This is a genomic window from Flavobacterium sp. ZB4R12 (genome assembly GCF_048276375.1).
GTDB lineage: Bacteria > Bacteroidota > Bacteroidia > Flavobacteriales > Flavobacteriaceae > Flavobacterium > Flavobacterium gawalongense.
Genome location: NZ_JBLNKS010000028.1, coordinates 1 through 21,154, shown reverse-complemented (window position 1 = coordinate 21,154; position 21,154 = coordinate 1). Strand labels below are relative to the sequence as shown.

Below are 21,154 nucleotides of genomic sequence, written 5' to 3'. Positions count from 1 at the left end.
CTTCTATATTCGGACATTTGTTAATTTAATCCAAAATTAAGTCTTCTTATTTTTCTGTAAAAAGTATATTTCTATGCTAATTAGGTTTTATAATCGATTCAAAAATTGAATAAAAACTCTTAATATTTTTTTGCTAATTTTGCCAAATGATTAAAGTAATTATTATTGGTTCTGGAAATGTAGCACAACATTTGATTGCGGCATTTCAAAATTCCCAAAATCTGGGAACAGAAATCGAATTGGTTCAAGTTTTTTCAAGACAAATAGGAAGTGTCTCTCACCTACTCGATTTAGATCATATTACAAATGATTTTGATACTTTGACAGAAGCTGATTTGTATATTATTGCAGTTTCAGATGATGCAATTGCTGCCATTTCCTCGAAACTTCCGTTCAAAAATCGTTTGGTGGTTCATACTTCCGGAAGCGTTCCTTTGAATGCCTTGGATGACAATAATCGAAAAGGAGTTTTCTATCCTTTGCAAACCTTTACCAAAAACAAAGCTGTTGATTTTAAAATCATTCCAATTTGTTTAGAAAGCGAAAATGCCACCGATTTTCAATTATTGGAAAAAGTGGCTAAAGCAATTTCCGATAAGATTTTTGCCATCAATTCAGAACAACGGAAAGCATTACATGTTGCAGCGGTTTTTGTCAATAATTTCGTAAATCATTTGTACCAAATAGGAAACGAAATTTGCCAGGAACATCAGGTTCCTTTTGAAATTCTAAAACCTTTGATTTCAGAAACCACTCAAAAAATTATGGTACTTTCGCCTTCAGCAGCACAAACAGGACCAGCAAAACGCAATGATATCAAGACTATTCAAGCGCATGAAGCCTTTTTATCCAATGAAGATCATTTAAAAATTTATAAAACACTAACACAATCTATACAGCATAATGGCAAAAAGTTATAAAGAAATAATGAACGACATCACCACTTTTATTTTTGATGTTGATGGCGTACTTACCGATAGCTCCGTTTTTGTAACCAATGAAGGAGAAATTCTGCGAACTATGAATATTCGTGATGGTTATGCCATGAAAGCTGCAGTAGAAAGCGGTTATAATGTTTGCATCATTTCAGGTGGAAGCAACGAAGGCGTTCGAGTTAGATTAAGAAATCTGGGAATTACTGACATCCATTTAGGCACACCGAACAAAGTGGAAACCTTTGATGAATATACTGATGTGTACCAAATAAATCCTGAGCATATTTTGTACATGGGCGATGATATTCCGGATTATCACGTCATGAAATTAGTGGGATTACCTGCTTGTCCGCAAGATGCCAGCCCCGAAATTAAAGCCATTTCAAGATATATTTCACATAAAAACGGAGGGAAAGGTGCTGCGCGTGATGTAATTGAACAGGTAATGAAAGCACAAGGAAAATGGATGGCATATTTTGACGGGAAACACGATTGATTAGTAATCAGTGGTCAGTTTTTTAGTAATCAGTTGCAATGATTAATAAAAAGTAATTTATTTCAATTTTTTCTGAACACTGAATTTTATATGAACAATAAAAACTGACCACTGAATACTAGCTCCTCCTATCCTGAACACTAAAAAACTGAATACTGAACACTAAATATGAAGTTCCTAAAACTCATTCGATACCACAACCTGCTCATACTTGCTTTTATGCAACTTATTTTCAGGTACGGATTTTTTAAATTTCAGAATATTCCATTGGCATTAAATGACTGGCAATATGGATTATTGGTATTATCGACAGTATTACTTGCAGCGGGAGGTTATGTTATTAATAATATTTTTGACCAAAATACGGATAACATCAATAAACCCAACAACGTAATTGTAGGCAAAACCATTTCAGAAGCTAAGGCTTATAATCTATATATTGGACTTACTGTTTCTGGCGTGGCGATTGGTTTTTATTTATCGAATGTTATACTGAAACCTGGCTTTGCATCCATTTTTATCTTGATTGCCGCAACACTTTATTTTTATGCTACAAGCCTAAAGCAAATGATGCTTATTGGGAATAGCATTGTTGCTTTATTGCTTTCTTTTAGTGTGATTATCATTGGAGTTTTTGATTTATATCCTGTAACATTTGAAGGCAATCAACAACAAATGGCTGTTGTTTTTTCAATCCTTTTAGATTATGCGCTGTTTACTTTCATCCTTAATTTTATTAGGGAAATAGTAAAAGACTTAGAGGATGTAAATGGCGATTACAATCAAGGAATGAATACATTACCTATTGCCATAGGAATTAACAGAACCTCAAAAATAGTTTTTGGATTAAGTTTTATTCCAGTTTTGGCGATTCTTTTTTACATAAACAATTATCTTTTCCAACTGCAGTTTGCAACAATATATTTATTGCTGTTTGTATTGGGACCGCTTCTTTTTTTTACTTTGAAAATTTGGACTGCAAAAACTAAAAATGACTTTCACAAATTGAGCTTACTTCTTAAATGGATTCTTCTTTTCGGGATTATATCTATTGTTGTTATTACTATAAATATGAAATGAGCACAACGGAAATCTGTTATAAACAAAAGAAGAGGTTTAAAGCGAATTGTATATGCCCTTAAAAAAAATAAAAATCTACATATAAAACATAATGCTTAGAAATAAATTAAAAAAATACAAACTGATTCTAGCTTCGGGTTCTCCAAGACGTCAGCAGTTCTTCAAAGATTTAGATTTGGACTTTGAAATTAGGCTAAAAGAAATTGAAGAAGTTTATCCTCCGGAATTAGAAGCTGCAGAAATCACTAATTATCTGGCTGAATTGAAAGCCAATGCTTTTGAAGGGGAATTGCAAACCAATGAAATCCTTATCACAAGCGACACTATTGTTTGGCATAATAATAAGGCTTTGGGTAAGCCAAAAGACGAACAAGATGCCTTTGAAATCTTGAAATCATTGTCAAACACCACACATGAAGTGATAACTTCCGTTTGTTTTAAAACCAATGAAAAAACAGCACTACTTCACGAAATAACTAAAGTTACTTTCAATGAATTAAGCGACGAATCCATTCGTTATTATTTAGAAAATTACAAACCTTATGATAAAGCGGGCGCCTATGGAATCCAAGAATGGATAGGTTTTATAGGTGTTTCAAAAATTGAAGGTTCGTATGCAAATGTGATGGGAATGCCTACGGATAAAGTTTACGAATATTTAAGTAAATTAGCTTAATTAAATTATGGATATGGCTTTCTTTAACGAATATACAAAAGAATTAATTGCAACCGGAATTCTGTTCATTTTGTTGATTTTATTACGAATTATTTCTACAAAATTGGTAAGACGATATGCTAAATCGAGTCATAGTATTGAACATCGGACCAATTTAGTGATCAAATACATTCATTTGTTTATTAATATTCTGGTAGTAACTGCCTTAATAATAATTTGGGGAGTTCAGACTAAAGATATTTTTATTGCGCTTTCCTCTATTACAACTGTTGTAGGTGTTGCCATGTTTGCCCAATGGTCCATTTTGAGTAACATCACATCCGGTATTATTTTGTTTTTTTCTTTTCCGTTTAAAATTGGTGATGTAATAAAGATTCATGACAAAGATTTTCCTATTGAAGCCGAAATTGAAGATATTGGTGCTTTTCATGTGTACTTAAAAACCAATGATGGGGAAAAGATTATTTATCCTAATAACTTACTTTTACAAAAAGGAATTTCAATTATGAAAAATCATTTTGATGACAAAGAATTCGTGGATTAATCTTAACTTTATAAAGACTTAATTTTCAATTTATTCCATTTACAAGTCACTAAACTAAAAGTGATAATTATACAACTATTGATAAAAAATATATAATACTTTAGAATTTTTATTACATCATATTTGCTTGTTAAACTTAGAAATAATTCCAATTGATTTTAAAAACAAAAAAGATATGAATGACATCTTAAAATTTCCATTTTATGCTAAATTAACTCTAGTTCTATTGAGTTTAATGGCTATTATCTTTATTTTTTATATTGGTCAAAACATATTGATTCCTGTAATGATGTCGTTTTTATTTGCGATATTATTGTATCCTATCGTTCAGTTTTTTAAATCAAAACTTTATTTTCCACATGTTTTGGCGGTAATGATAACGGTACTTTTATTTGTATTAATTTTTATTGGACTTTTTGTATTTCTATCCTTTCAGATTAGTGATTTTACAGATGATTTTGATAAAATTGAAAAAAACATCAACATTCATCTCCGCAATATTCAAGGATTTATCAGAGACAATTTTCATTTAAGTTCAAGAGAACAAAAACAATATATCGATACTGCCACTGAAGATTCAATGGAAAAAGGAAAAGAGATGATCGGCACTACTTTAATGTCGTTTACTGACACCTTGATGAATTTGATTTTAATACCTATTTATACTTTTTTAATTCTTTTATACAGAACTCATTTTTTGCTGTTTTTATCCAAATTATTCAAAAAAGAGAACCATGAACAGTTAAAAAATATATTAACCCATATTAGAGTAGCCATCAACAGTTATATCGTGGGTTTAATTATTGAAATGATTTTAGTTTCAACAATGACAACGCTTGGATTTATGCTTATCGGTGTAAAATATGCTATTTTGTTGGGAATTATTACAGGAATTTTAAATCTGATTCCTTACATCGGAATACTATTTGCCGGAGTTTTAAGCATCGTTGCTTCGCTTACGGGTTCTCCTGATTTATCAATAATTCTTGGTGTAATTGTGATTACTGTCGTAGTTCAGTTAATTGATAATAACATTCTAGTTCCTATGATTGTGAGCTCCAAAGTAGAAATAAATGCATTTGTATCTATTGTTGGAATCATTATAGGGGGAGCAATTGCGGGAGTTTCCGGTATGTTTTTGGCGCTTCCAATTCTTGCCATACTAAAAGTGATTTTTGACAGAATAGAATCATTAGAACCTTGGGGTTACTTGATGGGGGATCATTTACCAAAAACGTATACTTGGCATAATATTAAATTACCACTGTTTGATTCAGATATATCGTCAAAAAAAACCATAATTAAAACGGATATTATAGTTCCCACATTTACGGAAACAACTACAGAATCTGATGTAAATCGGACTGAAAATTAAGCGCTTAAAATCTCAAAATCTATTTAAAATTAATTTTTTTAAGATGCTCCAAAACCAAAAACTGATTTTAATCTTATTACTGCTCAGTTACTGTCAGATTTCTTTTTCGCAGGTAGACAAACCAAAAAAAGATTCTTCCGAAGTATACAGAGATATTCAAACCTATTCAAAAAAGAGGAAATTTACTACCGTATTACATCAGTTAATTTTTAGACCTGTGAATTTAAAAGTTAAAAAGAAAAAAGTGGTTCAAAAAAAATACCTCGCTTTTGAAGGTAGGACTATCAGAAACATCAATATTATTACGCTCGACCCTTTTGGATATTCAGAAATTGATTCTACAAAAGAACCAAGAAATTGGGCGGAAAGAAGTGGGAATAGAATACACATTAAAACCAATAGACTGGCCATTCAGAATTTATTACTCATAAGAAAAAATGAACCGCTGGATTCTTTATTGGTAAAAGAATCTGAACGTTTAATAAGAACGCAGCGTTATATAAGCAGGGTTAATGTATTACCGCAGTTAATTGAAAACAATCCGGATTCAGTAGATGTTTTCATTCGTGTGCTTGATTCGTGGAGTATTATTCCAAAAGGTTCTATTTCAAACTCTAGAACATCTATTGAATTGAAAGAGCGTAACTTTATGGGTTCCGGTCATGAATTTGATACTGAATATAAAACCAGATTCAACGATGGGAAAAGCGCCTATAAATTCGCCTACGGTATTCCCAACATCAAAAATACATTCATAAAAACAATATTAAGTTATCATATTGATTTAGACGGTTATTATGGGAAAAGTGTAACTATTGACCGTCCTTTTTATTCCCCTTTTGCTAAATGGGCGGGCGGAATTTACGTCGATCAACAATTTAGAAAAGATACGCTTCAGGATACCAATTTGATATATGCCAAACAAAATTTTAAATACAATTCACAAGATTTATGGGTAGGCCAAGCTTTTCGATTATTTAAAGGAAATACTGAGGGAGACAGAACTACAAATCTAATTTTATCCGGTAGGTTTTTAAATATAAAATACATTGAAAGTCCTACTGCCGTATATGATCCAATTGATTTCTATTCTGATGAAAAATTTTTACTTTTCGGGATTGGTGTTACTTCAAGAAAATTTATTGAAGACAAATATATTTTTAAAAATGGAATTATAGAGGATGTACCCATTGGGAAAATTTATGGAATTACGGGAGGTTATCAACATAAAAATAACAGTGATCGTTATTATTTGGGTGGTAGAACTGCATTTGGAAATTTTTATAAATGGGGATTTTTAAGCGCCAATTTTGAATTAGGTTCCTTTTTTGATAAATCGATTACAAACCAGACCGCTTTTTCTTTTCAGGCAAATTATTTTACTAATTTAATTGATATTGGAAAATGGAAATTAAGACAATTTATTAAGCCACAATTCCTTTTGGGTATAAACCGTTTAAATTCTATTGGAGATCGGCTGACAATTAATGAAAATTATGGAATCTCTGGTTTTAATAGTGCAGAACACGGTATCCAAAAAGCGGTGTTGACACTACAAACTCAGGCCTATGCACCATGGAATCTTTGGGGATTTAGATTGAATCCCTATTTTAACTATTCAATCGCTATGCTGGGAAATACCGAAAAAAAATTGGGTGAAAATAAAGCATATTCTAAAATTGGTGTCGGATTTATTATAAATAATGATTATTTGGTATTTAGTTCTTTTCAAATATCTCTTTCCTATTACCCTTCAATTCCCCGTGATGGCGAAAATGTTTTCAAAACCAATTCTTTTGAAACCACGGATTTTGGCTTTCAGGATTTTGAATTGGCGAAGCCACGGACGGTTATTTTTAAATAAAAAAAATAAATTTAAACATCTAGTTTAAAACGGATTATAATAAATTCAATCTGTTTTATATAAGGTGTGAATTATATAATTCTGAGCTATAATTGTATAAGTTACTAAATACAATAATGCTTTATCTTTACTCTAATAAAAATATTATTAACTAATACTAAAAAACAAGATGAAAAAAGTTACCGCTTATTTAATGATAATGGTATTGTCATTAAGTGTAATTCCAACCACAATTAGTGCTGCTGAAAAAAATCCAACTACAGTATCAAACAATCCTAAAGAAGTACCTGCAGAAGTTAAAGTTTTACTTTCTCGTTTAGATGAAATAAAAGCGATGGACAAATCTTCAATGAAATCTTCTGAGAAAAAAGCGCTTCGTAAAGAAGTTCGTGCTATTAAATCTGAGCTAGCATCAACTGGAAATGGTGTTTATTTATCTGTTGGTGCAATTATCATTGTTATCCTTCTATTGATCCTTTTATTGTAATCAGTTTCGAAAATAAAATTTAAAGAGAGGCTGGAATACTTCTCTTTTTTCATGAAAACTATGAGCCCAATTAAATGTTAATTATTCAAATTGGCACAATTATTGGCTATATATAAAAATATTGACATAAAGAGTTAATATTAAATAATTATTAATTAAATATTTGAAAAATGAAAACATTAAAATTAATCGCCGTTGGTATAATTCTTTTAGTATCAAGTGCAATACAAGCTCAAGTTTCTGTAAATGTAAACATAGGTACACCACCATCATGGGGGCCTGTAGGATACTCTAACGTAGACTATTATTATTTACCAGATATTGAAGCCTACTATGATATTAGGGCTACACAATTTATTTATTTTGGCGGAGGAAGATGGATACGATCTAGATATTTACCTACACAGTATAGAAATTATAATTTATATAATGGATATAAAGTAGTACTAACCGATTATCATGGTTCAAGACCTTATAGTAACTTTAAAAATCATAAAGTAAAATATTACAAAGGTTACCATGGAAAACCACAAAAATCTATAGGTTCAAATCGTAGTAATAACCATAAAGCATATAAAAATAATGGTAATAGTGGTAATGGAAAAGGTAACGGTAATAATGGAAAAGGAAATAATGGCCATGGAAATGGAAAGCATTAATACTTATTCCTCTAATTAAAAAAGAGAGAGTCCCAAAATTGGGACTCTCTCTTTTTTAATACAAAACTCTGATAAAATGATTTGTAAGTGGTTTCGTTTATTCTAACTTTCCTCAGATTATTATTCAATTCCTTGAAATACAAATATTAGAATTTCAACTATTTCTCCATATACAATAACATTCTGTTTACTAAGTATCTATAAAAAAAAATAAAAAAAAATCACAAAAATTTATTCTTATTATTCTTATATTTACGGTAACAATAATGTTAAACTAAAAAAACCACAACAAGATGAAAAAAATCACCTTTTATTTAATGATGATGGTATTATCATTAACTGTTATTCCAACCACAATCATTGCTGCTGAAAAAAATCCAATTACAGTAACAAGTAATACTAAAGAAGTTCCTGAAAATGTTAAAAAATTGCTTTCCCGTTTAGATGAAATTAAAGCAATGGACAAATCATCTATGAAATCCTCAGAGAAAAAAGCACTTCGTAAAGAAGTACGCGCTATTAACGCTGAGTTAAAATCTACCGGACACGGTATTTATTTATCTGTTGGTGCTATTATCATTGTTATCCTTTTGTTGATTCTTTTAGTGTAATAAAATTTTAAAATAAAAAAAAGAGAAGCTCGCTGGGAGGGCACTGAAAAAGTCCTTAAAGAATTAGATTTCATTAAAAGAGTAGAAAAATAAGATTTTCTACTCTTTTTTTTATCCTGAAAATGAAGTACTTAAGCAAAACTCGAATTTTCCTTAATCGCCTTAAAATGTCTAATTACTAAAAAGAGATACTTTTTCAGTGTCCTCGTCGTTGGCAGCCTCTTTTTTTTGGAAAGCAAAAATCTTAATTAATTGTTAATTAATTTATATTGGCATAGTTGTTGGCTTTATAAAAAAAGTATTGCCCTAAAGAGTAAATATAAAATTATTAAATCAATTAAATATTTGAAAAATGAAAACATTAAAATTAATCGCCGTAGGAATTATCCTTTTTGCATCTAGTGCAATACACGCACAAGTTTCAGTAAGTTTAAATATAGGTTCAGCTCCATCTTGGGGTCCTGTAGGATATGCAGAAGCAGAATATTATTATTTGCCAGATGTTGAAGCTTATTATGATGTAAGAGCAACACAATTTATTTATTTTGGTGGAGGAAGATGGGTACGATCTAGATATTTGCCTAGACAATATAGAAATTATGACTTGTACAGCGGATACAAAGTAGTATTAAACGATTATCATGGTTCAAGACCTTATAATAACTTTAATCATCATAAAGTAAAATATTACAGAGGATATCATGGTAGAGAACAAAGAACGATAGGTTATAATAATAATCATAGACAATATGATAATCATAGACAATATGATAATCATAGACAATATGATAACCGTAGACAATATGATAATCATAGACAATATGATAACCGTAGAGAAAATAAAGGGCGTGATCATGGAAATAATGGACATGGAAATGGTCATGGAAACGACAGAGACTAATTACTATAAAATAATCATTACAAAAGAGAGAGCCAAAATTGGTTCTCTCTTTTTTTTTTAAAATGAAATTTTTATTTTAAAGAAAACCAAAAACATTTCAGAAAAAATTATTTAATTCCTACATTTGAAGCTATTGCAAATTAAATTTTAAAAAATGCAAAAAAAACACCTACAAGCTATTACCGTATTTCTTTTTTGTTTTCAAATAACAATTGCTCAACAACCTCAAAAACTAAATTCTGTTGAAATTTATAATCAAATTCAAAAGCTTAATTTTTTAGGCTCAGTTCTTTATATAGCCGCTCATCCTGATGATGAAAACACCCGCTTAATTTCTTATTTATCAAATGAGACTAAAGCAAGAACCGGCTACTTATCTTTGACGCGCGGTGACGGCGGACAAAATTTAATAGGTCCGCAATTGCGTGAATTATTAGGTGTAATTCGTACTCAAGAACTTATAGAAGCCAGGAAAATAGATGGTGGTGAACAATTTTTTTCCCGTGCCAATGACTTTGGTTTTTCTAAAAATCCAACTGAAACATTAGAAATTTGGGACAAACAAAAAGTACTCTCCGATATTGTTTGGGCCATTAGAAAATTTCAGCCTGATGTAATCATCAATCGGTTTGACCATCGTTCTCCGGGAACTACGCACGGTCATCATACAGCATCGGCAATGCTGAGCGTAGAAAGTTTTGATTTAACCAATAATCCAACCATTTTTTCGGAACAATTAAAATCAGTTCAGCCTTGGCAACCCAAACGCCAGTTTTTTAATACTTCATGGTGGTTTTATGGCAGCAAAGAAAAATTTGATGCCGCTGACAAATCAAATTTGATGGAGATGCAAATAGGCGCTTATTTTCCATCAATTGGAAAATCAAATCAGGAAATTGCCGCTTTAAGCCGCAGTCGTCATCAGTCGCAGGGTTTTGGAAGTACCGGAAGTCGTGGTGAGGAAACCGAATATTTAGAATTTATAAATGGCGAACCATTAAAAAATAAATCTTCAATTTTTGAAGGAGTCGACACGAGTTGGAACCGAGTAAAAGGCGGAAAACCTATCGGAGAATTATTGACAACCATCGCTTCTCAGTTTGATTATACAAATCCTTCGGCCAGTATTCCAAATTTGGCGAAAGCCTATACCATGATGCAAGCATCGGAAGAGAAACATTGGACTACATTAAAATCGTCTGCGATAAAAGAAATTATTGCTGCTTGTTCCGGATTGTATCTTGAAGCAGTTGCCCAAAATCAGGAAGCAACTCCGGGCAGCATTATTAAACTAAAGCTAGAAGCCATAAATAGAAGTCTTATTCCAATGCAATTAATGAGTGTCACCACTTTGCCGGAACAAAAAAGCACTCCTCAAAATACAGCTTTAAATGCTAATATTTTAAAAAACATAAACCTTGATTTACAATTGCCTAAAACCATAGAATATACACAACCGTATTGGTTAAAAGAAAAAGGCAATGAAGGAATATACACGGTAGATGATCAAAAAAATATTGGAATTCCTGATAGTAGTAGGGATGTAAAAGTAGTTTTTAACATCCAAATCAATGGAATTGACATTCCTTTTGAACGAACCGTTGTCTATAAATACAATGATGGCGTAAAAGGAGAAATGTATAATTATTTAGATATTGTTCCAGAGATAACGACTAGTATTCTTGATAAAGTCTCACTTTTTAAGGATAGTAAAAGTAAAACAGTAGCGGTAAAAATTAAAGCTGGAAAAGATGCCGTGAAAGGGGAATTGAAACTGGAATTACCTAATAATTGGATGGTTTCCCCAAAATTGATTCCATTTAATTTAGAAAAAAAGGGAACAGAACAAATCGTTTATTTTGAGGTAACTCCACCAAATCAACCCGATGAAGCTGTAGCCAAAAGCATTGCCGCCATTGACAATATTCAATATGATAAAGACCAAATCATCATCGATTACAATCATATTACAAAACAACAGGTATTGAAGCCGGCCGAAGCCAAATTTATCAAGCTGGATTTAAAAACCAACGGGGAAAAAATTGGCTACATTATGGGAGCTGGAGATGAGGTTCCTGAAAGCTTGACACAAATGGGTTATAAAGTTACTCTCCTAAAAGCAGAAGAAATAACTCCCGAAAAACTAGCCAATCTTGATGTGGTTATCACTGGAGTACGAGCTTATAATACCGTACAAGCATTGGCCAACAAACAAAGTATTCTTTTGGAATTTATAAAAGAAGGAAAAACAATGTTGGTACAATACAATACACCCGATGACATTGTTCCGGCAAATATTGCTCCGTTTCCACTCAAAATTTCACGTGACAGAGTTACTGAAGAAAATGCTGAAGTTCGATTTTTAGCGCCTAATCATCCCGTTATGAATTTACCAAATAAAATCACTTCAAAAGATTTTGAAGGTTGGAAACAGGAACAAGGATTGTATTATCCTAAAGAGTTTGATAAAGCCTTCACTCCTATTTTATCATCAAATGATAAAGGGGAAACACCAAAGGACGGGGCTTTATTAGTCGCTCCTTACGGAAAAGGGTATTATATTTATACCGGTTTAAGTTTTTTTAGAGAATTACCTGAAGGTGTTCCTGGAGCTTTTAGATTATTATCAAATATGATTTCGCTAAAATCAGCTGTAAAGATTCCCGCCCAAAAAATTAAGCCTTAAAAAAATCAAAAATGGAAACAAAAAAAATAAAAACCTGGAAGAAAAACTACACTTGGGTCCTTGTAGCCAATGCCATTTATATTTTGATTTTTTATCTAATAATGGAATTATACTCTTAAATTATGCAACTATTCGATTGGGTCATACTTATAGTCACTTTACTATTTATTGTAATTTATGGAGCCTGGAAAACCCGAGGAAGTAAAAATGTAGAAGATTTTATTCTTGGTGGTAACGAAACGCCTTGGTATGTGGTTGGACTTTCGGTAATGGCCACACAAGCCAGTGCCATTACTTTTCTTTCTACTCCCGGACAAGCGTATCATGACGGAATGGGGTTTGTACAGTTCTACTTTGGATTACCCATTGCCATGGTGGTAATTTGTGTAACTTTTATCCCTTTATACCACAGATACAAAGTATACACTGCTTATGAATACCTCGAAAAAAGGTTTGATTTACAGACACGTTCACTTGCTGCCATACTTTTCCTGTTTCAAAGAGGTTTAGGAACAGGTCTTACCATTTATGCTCCGGCTATTATTTTGTCAGCAATATTGGGTTGGAACCTCACCATTATGAATATTATAATAGGTGTTTTGGTAATTATTTATACGTTTTCCGGTGGAACAAAAGCAGTAAACGTGACTCAAAAACAACAAATGTTTGTAATCATGTCAGGAATGTTAATCACGTTTTTTCTCCTATTACATTATTTACCAAATGATATGACTTTTACTAATGCTTTGCATATTGCCGGGGCAAATGATAAAATGAATATTGTTAATTTTTCAACTGATCCAGAGGAAAAATACACTTTTTGGAGTGGAATCACGGGAGGTTTTTTCCTGGCGCTGGCTTATTTTGGTACGGATCAATCGCAAGTAGGACGCTATTTATCTGGAAAATCTGTTCGGGAAAGCCAAATGGGATTGATAATGAATGGTCTTTTAAAAGTGCCAATGCAATTTTTCATTTTGCTAACGGGAGTTATGGTTTTTGTTTTTTTCCAATTCAATCCAGTTCCTTTAAATTTTAATCCCAACAATAAAATAGCCATTGAGAAATCACAATTCAAAGAAGAATATCATGTTTTAGAAAAAAAACTGGATGCTTTATCCGAAGATAAAAAAGTGATTAATCTATTGTACATCGATCAGCTCAATCAGGATTATGATAATCCAATTCTTCGAAAAGAATTAATTGCATTATCCAACAAAGAAAAAGATTTGAGAGATCGAGCTAAAGAAATTATCCTAAAAGCCGATAGTAACAGCGAAACGAACGATAAAGATTATGTTTTTTTTCATTTTATCCTGAATTATTTACCCAAAGGACTCATTGGTTTATTACTTGCTGTAATTATTTCTGCGGCTATGTCGTCTACTGCTTCAGGACTGAATGCTTTGGCTTCTACAACAGCAATTGATATTTACAAACGTAATCTGAAAGAAGAAAAATCAGAAAAACATTATCTCAATGCCACGAAATTTTTCACACTCATATGGGGAATAATAGCTATTCTTTTTGCTTCTATTGGCACGCTATTCGAAAATTTAATCCAATTGGTAAATATCATAGGATCAATTTTCTATGGAACTGTTTTGGGAATTTTCTTGGTTGGTTTTTATATCAAACAAGTTCATGGCAAAGCCATTTTTAGCAGCGCAATAATAAGCCAATTAACCATTTTTATAATCTATTATTTTGCCATTTATATTTACCCAAGCGGAGAAGAAAAACTGGGTTATTTATGGCTCAATTTCATTGGAGCTTTGTTAACCATTGTAATTTCGTTGCTGTTGCAATGGACGATTTTCAGAAAACAAAAGGCTAACTAATTTTAGGAAAAGGCACACCAAAAAAAATCCCGTCTCGATAATCGAGACGGGATTTTTTTGTGAGAAACAGTTCGAATAATTAATTCTTACTCCACTCTGCTATACTTTCTTTATTCATTTTTACATAGTCTTGGTTTTTGGCAGCCTCTGCTGCTGCAAGTGATAATTTAGCAGACTCAATAGCGCCTTTTTTATCCCCAAGCTTAGCTTGTATTAATGATTTTAATCTGCTATACCAAAACGGTTTTTCCGTACTCATATCCAAAGCTTTGTTTACATAAACCAATGCTTTGGCATTATCCCCATTCGACTGATATAAAAATTGTGCTGCAGAAAAATAATCTCCGGCAGTTGGGCCAGCTAATGCTTTCTCTATGTTGGCAGTTGCTTTTTTCTGTGTAGGTACTTCAAATTTTAAAGCTGCATAAGAATTCTCCCAATATATTTCTAAAAAAGCAAAATTATTATCTAAACCACTTATTCCTATAGTAAATGTTTCTACATTTTTTGATAGCGTTTCAGGTTGAACAGTAGCTCTAAGCGCTACATTTTCTTCTTTCCATTCTTCTGGATTACCCCAGTTATCAGTGGTAGAATAAAATATTATTTCCCAACTTTCAATTTTCGGAATTGTATACAAAGCGTATTTTCCTTTTTTCAAGGTTTTACCATCAATAACGACATCATCACTAAATGAAATTGTCGTGTTTTCATTAGCTCCTGTTCTCCATACTTTTCCAAAAGGAACCAAATTACCAAAAACAGCTCTTCCTCTGGCACTAGGTCTGGAATAATTAATTTCTACATCTGTCAAACCAACCGCTTGAATAATTGTAGCTTTCGGACTTGATTGAGGAGTCTTTACTTGTGCCTCCATGGCAAAATTTGCAATAATGATAGCTAATGCAATGAGTATTTTTTTCATATTATAAGTTTTTATCTTTTCCAAATTTACAAATTCAGTTATTCCTAAATGTTAATTATTCCTTAATTTAGAATCCATATGCTGCACTTCATTAAAACCTAATTCATTGAAATGATTGATTACTACGTCTGCTTCCGATAAATCTTGGTCTTTTGAATGAATACTATTATAACCCACGCAAAAAATCCCGGCAGCTTTTGAAGCTCTAATTCCGTTAGTACTGTCTTCAATTACAATACAGTTTTCTTTTGGAGCAACCGATAATGAAGCAGCATGCTCAAAAATGGCAGGATGTGGTTTTGATTTAGGAAAATCTTCGCCACTCACAACATGAGTGAAATATTCATGCAGCTTAAAGCGACGAAAAACACGCTCAATAGTAACTTTTGAAGCTGAGGAAGCCAAAATCAATTGGATTCCGTTTTCGTGTAATTCTTTTATTAATTTTTCAACACCTTCTAATAATTCCAAATCTTCTTTGCTATCAAAAGCATCATTGAAAATAGATCTTTTTCGTAGAATTAAATCCTCCACATCTTGTTCAAGGTCAAATATTCCTTTCAATTTCTGGAATATATTTCGAGTAGAATTTCCTGTAAATGAAGTATACATTTCCTCAGTAACAGCAATATTCAATTCATCAAATTGTTTGAAATAGGCATAACGGTGTACTGGTTCTGTGTCGACAATTACACCATCCATGTCGAAAATTACTGTTTGTATCATTTTTTTAGATTATTAGATTCTTTAGTTTATAAGTATTAATTTCTGGGACTGAGACTGAGATTTAAAAAAACCTTTCAACTGAGTTCGATTATTATTTTAGATGTAATCATACAGTAATTAGTATCGGCTAATTATAGATCGAACTCAGGTTATTAAGTAAGCACTTTCAACCGTCACTTCGAGTGATTTTGAACATTAATGCGATAGCTTTAATGTTTAAAATTGTATCGAGAAGTCTTCAAAACGTAAGGGTTCTCGATACTTCGTAAAAATTTTCTATCGCAAATTATTACTCAACTCGAACTGACGAATCCTTAACCTTAATGACATTAGGCTCGAGATGACAACTAAAAACTGAACACTATTTCTTAAGTAAATATCGAATCACGGTTTCCGCAGCATATAAACCAAATAATCCCGGCATATAGCTATTAGTTCCGTAAAATGATTTTTTGAAATTGGAACCATCGGTCATTTTTAAACTGCTTTCATCTTGAATTTCAGAAGAAAATACCACTTTCAATTTGTCAATTTTCACTTCTTTTAATCTTCTTCTGATTGTTTTTGCAAAAAAACAATTGACCGTATTGGTAATATCCGTCACCTTTACTTTAGAAGCTTCCATCTTTCCGCCAGCACCCATGCTGCTTATGATTTTCACTCTTTTTCTTTTGGCTGCGATAATCAAATTCAATTTTGGAGTCACGCTGTCAATACAATCCAAAACATAGTCAAATTCCTCCGAAACTATCCCAAAAGCACGCTCTGGCGAAAGAAACTCCTGTACGCGTGTCAATTTCAATTCTGGATTAATATCCATTAATCGGTCACCTACAACAGTAACTTTTGGTTGCCCCACAGAAGAATGCAAAGCAGGTAATTGTCGGTTTATATTCGTAATATCAACCACGTCTCCATCTACAATTGTCATTTTCCCCACTCCTGCTCTCGCCAAAAATTCGGCTGCAAAAGACCCCACACCACCAAGTCCTACGACTAGTACATTTGCATTTTTCAATTTATTTAAACCTTCTTTTTTAAATAAAAGTTCGGCTCTTTCTGTCCACTCTGCCATTTTTTTTTGTTTAAAGTTTAATGTTTAAAGCGCTATAACTTCAACATTCAAAATCTGTTTTTATGTTTAAAATTTAATTTTAAAAACATTTGCAAAATTACTATTCACTTGTTTCTGAATTTCTTCAACCGAAATTCCTTTGTATTTTGCTGCCAAAGCATAAACGGTTGCCAAACTTTCTTCTGCAGTATCCGTTTCCAAGAAAAATCGATCATCCGGCATGCTTTTAAAAACTGTTTCCAGCTCTGTCCCGAAACTTCGGGATTGTAATAAATATTTTCCAAACGAAATATAAAATCCATTATCCAATAACTGTTTCGCTAACTGTTCACTTTTGGAAAACCCATGAATTAGTATTGGAACCGTAATATTTAATTTTTTTGTAATTTCAATCAATTCCTGAAAAGCAGCTACACAATGAATCACGACTGGTTTTTGATATTTCTGTGCCAAAAACAATTGCTTTTCGAATACTAGCTGTTGCAATTCCATCGGAATTACTATTCGTTTGTCCAGTCCACATTCGCCCACAGCAAGACAACCTGATTCTTGCAATTGGCGCTCGATTATCGCAAAATCAGATTCAAGACGCTCTTCAACAATAAACCAAGGATGAATTCCTATGGAATAAAATGGAATCGTAGCATCAAATTCCCATGAATACTGATTGACTAACTCCAACAAATCAGGTTGATTTGTAAATTTATGGGTATGTAAATTAAAGAACTGCATTAGTCGTGAAATTTTTTAACTCCTGCTTTTATTTCGATATTCAAATCGTTTTCCAAAGGCACTTTTGGACAGGAATATTTATGATTATAAGCACAATACGGATTATAAGAAGTATTGAAATCGATAACAATTGTGTCGCCTTTTGGTATTCTCAAATCAATATATTTTCCGCCTATATAACTTTCATTCCCCGAAGTCAAATCAGAAAATGGTAAAAACAAATAGTCCTTATAGGATACTTTTTTCGAAAGTTCAATATTCTTATACACATTCAATTTCAGCTCTTTTCCATCAATCGTAAAAAAAACTTCTCCGTATTTTACATACAACGGTTTTCTGTCCGTAGACGTTTTCATCTCAAATGGTTTTTCTTTTTTTGTTCTGACAAATTTGGCTGTCACAAAAAACTTCTCATTAATGGGATAAAAATCCAATGTTTTGAATTCCGCCAAATCTTCTGCTAATAAAGGACTTGTTTTAGCATCAGCATATTCTGTGTTTAAATCCTTTTGAAATTTGGCAACAGCCGAAACATTAAATTTTTCTTGGCCAAAGCCAAAATTAAACTGCACTAAAAAAAACAAAGCGAATAGCGTTCTCATTTTTATAATTTTAAGCAAAAATAGTTTAAAAGTTACAATGCTACAAAGACGTATCGCTACAAAGTTTTCTACCTTTACAAAATTAGAACTTTATAGATGATCCAAACCGCTTTCCAACGCTACCTTAATAATTTTAAAGGATTCACAAGAGAAGTATGGATTCTCACCTTGATAACTTTTATCAATCGTGCCGGGACGATGGTTTTGCCCTTTTTATCTAAATATTTGAAAGAAGATTTACAGTTTTCCTATGCACAAGTAGGATGGATTATGGTCGCTTTTGGTTTTGGATCCATGTTGGGTTCCTGGCTTGGTGGCAAATTATCTGATAAAATTGGGTTTTATAAAATCATGGTTTTCAGTTTATTTACCAGTGGGATCTTACTGTTTTTTGTACAATATATAAGGACTTTTTGGGGATTGTGTTTTGGAATGTTTTTCATAATGACAGTTGCCGATATGTTTCGTCCAGCAATGTTTGTTTCCCTTGGCACCTACGCCAAACCTGAAAATCGCACCAGAGCATTAACTTTAGTTCGACTCGCGGTTAATTTGGGCTTTACTGCCGGACCGGCTTTGGGAGGTTTAATTATCATGAATTTAGGTTACGGTGGGCTTTTTTGGATAGATGGGAGTTCTTGCATCGTTTCAATTTTAATTTTTACATTATTAGTAAAAGAACGTAAAAAACCCGCTGATTTGGATGCAGTAAATAGTGAAACCGAAATACCTGCTTCTGTTTTTAAAGACAAAATATTTTGGATTTTTCTGTTTATTTGTTTTATAACTGCGATGCTTTTCTTTCAACTTTTCACCACTTTACCCTTGTATCACAATGAGAAATTTGGGCTTACCGAATTTCAAAGCGGACTTTTATTATCCCTGAACGGATTATTAATTTTCTTTTTGGAAATGCCCATTGTCAGTTTCAGCCAAAGAAAAGGCATTGAAAAACTCAAAATTATCCTTTGGGGTTGCGTACTCATGTCCATAAGTTTTTATCTCCTTTTGATAAACACTTGGGCGGGAATATTAGTAATCAGCATCATCATAATCACTTTTGGGGAAATGTTCATCTTTCCTTTCTCCAATTCTTTTGCATTAAGCAGAGCTCCAAAAGGGCATGAAGGACGTTACATGGCTTTGTTTACCATGAGTTTTAGTTTAGCTCATATTGCGAGTTCCAAGACTGGACTGGAACTCATCGGGCATTTTGGTTACCAGACCAACTGGTTTTTCATGGGCAGCTTAGGAGTTCTTTCCGTGGGAGGTTGCATTTGGTTGCAAAAATTACTTCAATTAGAAAACAAATAGTTAACCCGACTTATCACTCCCATTTCCGTTTTTTTCTTCTAATGTGAATACCTTTTTTTACTTTTAAACTTAATTTTTAGTTAAATAACTATATTTATAGTTGTACAACTAAAAATACAGTTGTACATTTGATTCAAATAAAAAAATCATGCAAAAGTTAACCAATAAAGAAGAAGAAATCATGCACATTTTATGGAAGCTTAAAAAAGCTTTTGTAAAAGAAGTCATGGCAGAAATTACCGAAGAGCAACCTCATTACAATACCCTTTCCACTATTGTGCGCAATCTGGAAGAAAAAGGGTTTGTTTCTCACAATGCCTTTGGAAATACGCATCAATACTACCCTATCGTTAGTTTAGAAGAGTACAGAAAGCGTTTTATGAATACGGCAATCGACAATTACTTTAATAGTTCGTATAAAAACATGGTCTCCTTTTTTGCCAAAGAAGAGAAAATTTCTGCTGCCGAATTACGGGAGATTCTGACCATGATTGAAAATCAGGAAGAAGAGAAATAATTCTCCTTAAAAAATTAGTGTTCATGACAACCTTGAAAATAATAACTCTGAAATAAAATAAAAAATAGAACTATGGAAACAGTATTCATTTATCTTATTAAATCAAGTGGACTCATTGGAATGTTTTATTTAGCCTATTATTTCATGCTTCGAAAAGAAACCTTTTTTACAAGTAATCGTTGGTTTTTATTGGCTGGATTAATTGCTTCCGTCGTTTTACCATTTGTTTTTATCACAAAAATAATTTGGGTAGAACCAACTACAACTCCTATTAATTGGCCTTCTATTCCTGTTACGAATTATACAGAGGAAAAAACATTCGAAGATTATTTACCAATGCTTACGGCACTTGCTTACGGGCTTGGAGTGCTGCTTTTACTGGCCAAATTTGCCTTTGATTTTTATAGTTTGAATGTTGTTCTAAAAGGAAAATCCATTCAGCAACAAGCCGATTTTAAATTTATAGATGTCAAAGAAAATGTAGCCCCATTTTGCTATTTCAATACCATCGTTTACAATTCGGCTTTATACACTCCTTCCGAATTAGAAAATATTTTGGAACATGAAAAAGTACACAGCGAACAAAATCATACCGTTGATGTATTGATTTCGAGATTGTTTTGTATTGTATTTTGGTTCAATCCATTCATTTGGTGGTATAAAAAAGCAATTTTACAAAACCTTGAATTCATTGCAGATAACGAAGCCTCAAAGAAAATATCCGACAAAAAAGCCTATCAAATCACGCTTTTAAAAATAACAACACACAAAAATTGTGTTGCCATCACCAATCATTTTTATCAATCATTAATCAAAAAACGAATCGTTATGTTAAACAAAAATCAATCAAAAAAAAGGAATTCCTGGAAGTATGCTTTAGTGCTTCCTGCATTAGTCGCGTTTGTATTCTTATTCCAAATTAAAGTAGTTGCACAAGAGAAAGCTGCAATTGAACTTGCAAAAGCAGACCAAAGTGCAATCGATGTTTATAAACTAAACCACTATGGACTGAAAGTCCATAGATTTGGTTGTCAGACTTAAAGTCTGCACGCTTGCTAGTCTTCAATTATGAAGTTATCATTATTATTTTCATTCGGATTTCTATGAT

At 32.3% G+C, this 21,154-nt stretch carries 20 protein-coding genes and 1 pseudogene; 16 read left to right on the top strand and 5 right to left on the bottom strand.

Annotated elements, in window-relative coordinates; all coding sequences use genetic code 11:
• The first annotated feature begins 146 nt into the window (after positions 1-146).
• The 13 genes from ACNO7W_RS15865 to ACNO7W_RS15805 all read left to right on the top strand — a co-directional run bounded on the left by ACNO7W_RS15865 (position 147) and on the right by ACNO7W_RS15805 (position 14,155).
• Complete coding sequence (locus ACNO7W_RS15865; RefSeq protein WP_143388195.1) at positions 147-920, top strand: Rossmann-like and DUF2520 domain-containing protein; 774 nt, start codon at positions 147-149, stop codon at positions 918-920.
• A complete protein-coding gene (locus tag ACNO7W_RS15860; RefSeq protein ID WP_417938854.1) occupies positions 904-1,431 on the top strand; it encodes a KdsC family phosphatase in 528 nt (175 codons plus the stop codon). Before ACNO7W_RS15865 ends, ACNO7W_RS15860 begins: the two co-directional genes overlap by 17 nt.
• A gap of 168 nt (positions 1,432-1,599) precedes the next feature.
• Positions 1,600-2,511, top strand: coding sequence for a geranylgeranylglycerol-phosphate geranylgeranyltransferase (locus ACNO7W_RS15855; RefSeq protein WP_143388197.1), 912 nt, complete (start codon positions 1,600-1,602; stop codon positions 2,509-2,511).
• A 91-nt stretch (positions 2,512-2,602) separates the two neighbouring features.
• The gene (locus tag ACNO7W_RS15850; protein ID WP_143388198.1) at positions 2,603-3,187 is read left to right on the top strand and encodes a Maf-like protein; all 585 of its coding nucleotides are present in this window, start codon (positions 2,603-2,605) and stop codon (positions 3,185-3,187) included.
• A gap of 13 nt (positions 3,188-3,200) precedes the next feature.
• On the top strand, positions 3,201-3,731 hold the full coding sequence (locus ACNO7W_RS15845) for a mechanosensitive ion channel domain-containing protein (protein WP_143388199.1): 531 nt from the start codon (positions 3,201-3,203) through the stop codon (positions 3,729-3,731).
• Between the two features lie 175 nt (positions 3,732-3,906).
• Positions 3,907-5,106, top strand: a complete 1,200-nt coding sequence (locus tag ACNO7W_RS15840; protein ID WP_314897030.1) for an AI-2E family transporter — start codon at positions 3,907-3,909, stop codon at positions 5,104-5,106.
• Positions 5,107-5,149: 43 nt separating this feature from the next.
• Positions 5,150-6,970, top strand: coding sequence for a hypothetical protein (locus ACNO7W_RS15835; RefSeq protein ID WP_417938853.1), 1,821 nt, complete (start codon positions 5,150-5,152; stop codon positions 6,968-6,970).
• Between the two features lie 169 nt (positions 6,971-7,139).
• Positions 7,140-7,457 carry a hypothetical protein gene (locus ACNO7W_RS15830; RefSeq protein WP_143388202.1) on the top strand — a complete coding sequence of 106 codons (318 nt, stop codon included), beginning with the start codon at positions 7,140-7,142 and terminating at the stop codon, positions 7,455-7,457.
• Between the two features lie 170 nt (positions 7,458-7,627).
• The gene (locus tag ACNO7W_RS15825; RefSeq protein WP_417938852.1) at positions 7,628-8,116 is read left to right on the top strand and encodes a hypothetical protein; all 489 of its coding nucleotides are present in this window, start codon (positions 7,628-7,630) and stop codon (positions 8,114-8,116) included.
• A gap of 293 nt (positions 8,117-8,409) precedes the next feature.
• Complete coding sequence (locus ACNO7W_RS15820; RefSeq protein ID WP_143388204.1) at positions 8,410-8,727, top strand: hypothetical protein; 318 nt, start codon at positions 8,410-8,412, stop codon at positions 8,725-8,727.
• Between the two features lie 352 nt (positions 8,728-9,079).
• Positions 9,080-9,628, top strand: a complete 549-nt coding sequence (locus ACNO7W_RS15815; protein WP_417938851.1) for a hypothetical protein — start codon at positions 9,080-9,082, stop codon at positions 9,626-9,628.
• A 154-nt stretch (positions 9,629-9,782) separates the two neighbouring features.
• Positions 9,783-12,314 (top strand): PIG-L family deacetylase, encoded by a 2,532-nt coding sequence (locus ACNO7W_RS15810; protein WP_417938850.1) that lies wholly within the window; start codon positions 9,783-9,785, stop codon positions 12,312-12,314.
• 122 nt (positions 12,315-12,436) lie between these two features.
• Positions 12,437-14,155: a sodium:solute symporter gene (locus ACNO7W_RS15805; protein WP_417938849.1), complete on the top strand. Its 1,719-nt coding sequence runs from the start codon at positions 12,437-12,439 to the stop codon at positions 14,153-14,155.
• Positions 14,156-14,234: 79 nt separating this feature from the next.
• Here ACNO7W_RS15805 and ACNO7W_RS15800 read toward each other — a convergent pair whose 3' ends face one another.
• The 5 genes from ACNO7W_RS15800 to ACNO7W_RS15780 all read right to left on the bottom strand — a co-directional run bounded on the left by ACNO7W_RS15800 (position 14,235) and on the right by ACNO7W_RS15780 (position 18,215).
• Complete coding sequence (locus ACNO7W_RS15800) at positions 14,235-15,080, bottom strand: DUF2911 domain-containing protein (RefSeq protein WP_143388208.1); 846 nt, start codon at positions 15,078-15,080, stop codon at positions 14,235-14,237.
• 51 nt (positions 15,081-15,131) lie between these two features.
• Entirely contained in the window at positions 15,132-15,806 is a 675-nt protein-coding gene (locus ACNO7W_RS15795) for an HAD family hydrolase (protein WP_143388209.1), read from the bottom strand.
• Between the two features lie 361 nt (positions 15,807-16,167).
• On the bottom strand, positions 16,168-16,881 hold the full coding sequence (locus ACNO7W_RS15790) for a ThiF family adenylyltransferase (protein WP_417938848.1): 714 nt from the start codon (positions 16,879-16,881) through the stop codon (positions 16,168-16,170).
• A 66-nt stretch (positions 16,882-16,947) separates the two neighbouring features.
• Positions 16,948-17,613, bottom strand: a complete 666-nt coding sequence (locus ACNO7W_RS15785) for a TatD family hydrolase (RefSeq protein WP_417938847.1) — start codon at positions 17,611-17,613, stop codon at positions 16,948-16,950.
• Entirely contained in the window at positions 17,613-18,215 is a 603-nt protein-coding gene (locus tag ACNO7W_RS15780) for a DUF1684 domain-containing protein (protein WP_417938846.1), read from the bottom strand. Before ACNO7W_RS15780 ends, ACNO7W_RS15785 begins: the two co-directional genes overlap by 1 nt.
• A 96-nt stretch (positions 18,216-18,311) precedes the next feature.
• Here ACNO7W_RS15780 and ACNO7W_RS15775 point away from each other — a divergent pair, with 96 nt between their 5' ends.
• The 3 genes and pseudogenes from ACNO7W_RS15775 to ACNO7W_RS15765 form a co-directional block, all read left to right on the top strand.
• Complete coding sequence (locus tag ACNO7W_RS15775; protein WP_417938845.1) at positions 18,312-19,529, top strand: MFS transporter; 1,218 nt, start codon at positions 18,312-18,314, stop codon at positions 19,527-19,529.
• Between the two features lie 148 nt (positions 19,530-19,677).
• Positions 19,678-20,046, top strand: coding sequence for a BlaI/MecI/CopY family transcriptional regulator (locus ACNO7W_RS15770; RefSeq protein ID WP_416849824.1), 369 nt, complete (start codon positions 19,678-19,680; stop codon positions 20,044-20,046).
• Between the two features lie 72 nt (positions 20,047-20,118).
• Positions 20,119-21,042: pseudogene (locus ACNO7W_RS15765) on the top strand (M56 family metallopeptidase); the annotation flags it as partial.
• Positions 21,043-21,154 lie beyond the last annotated feature (112 nt).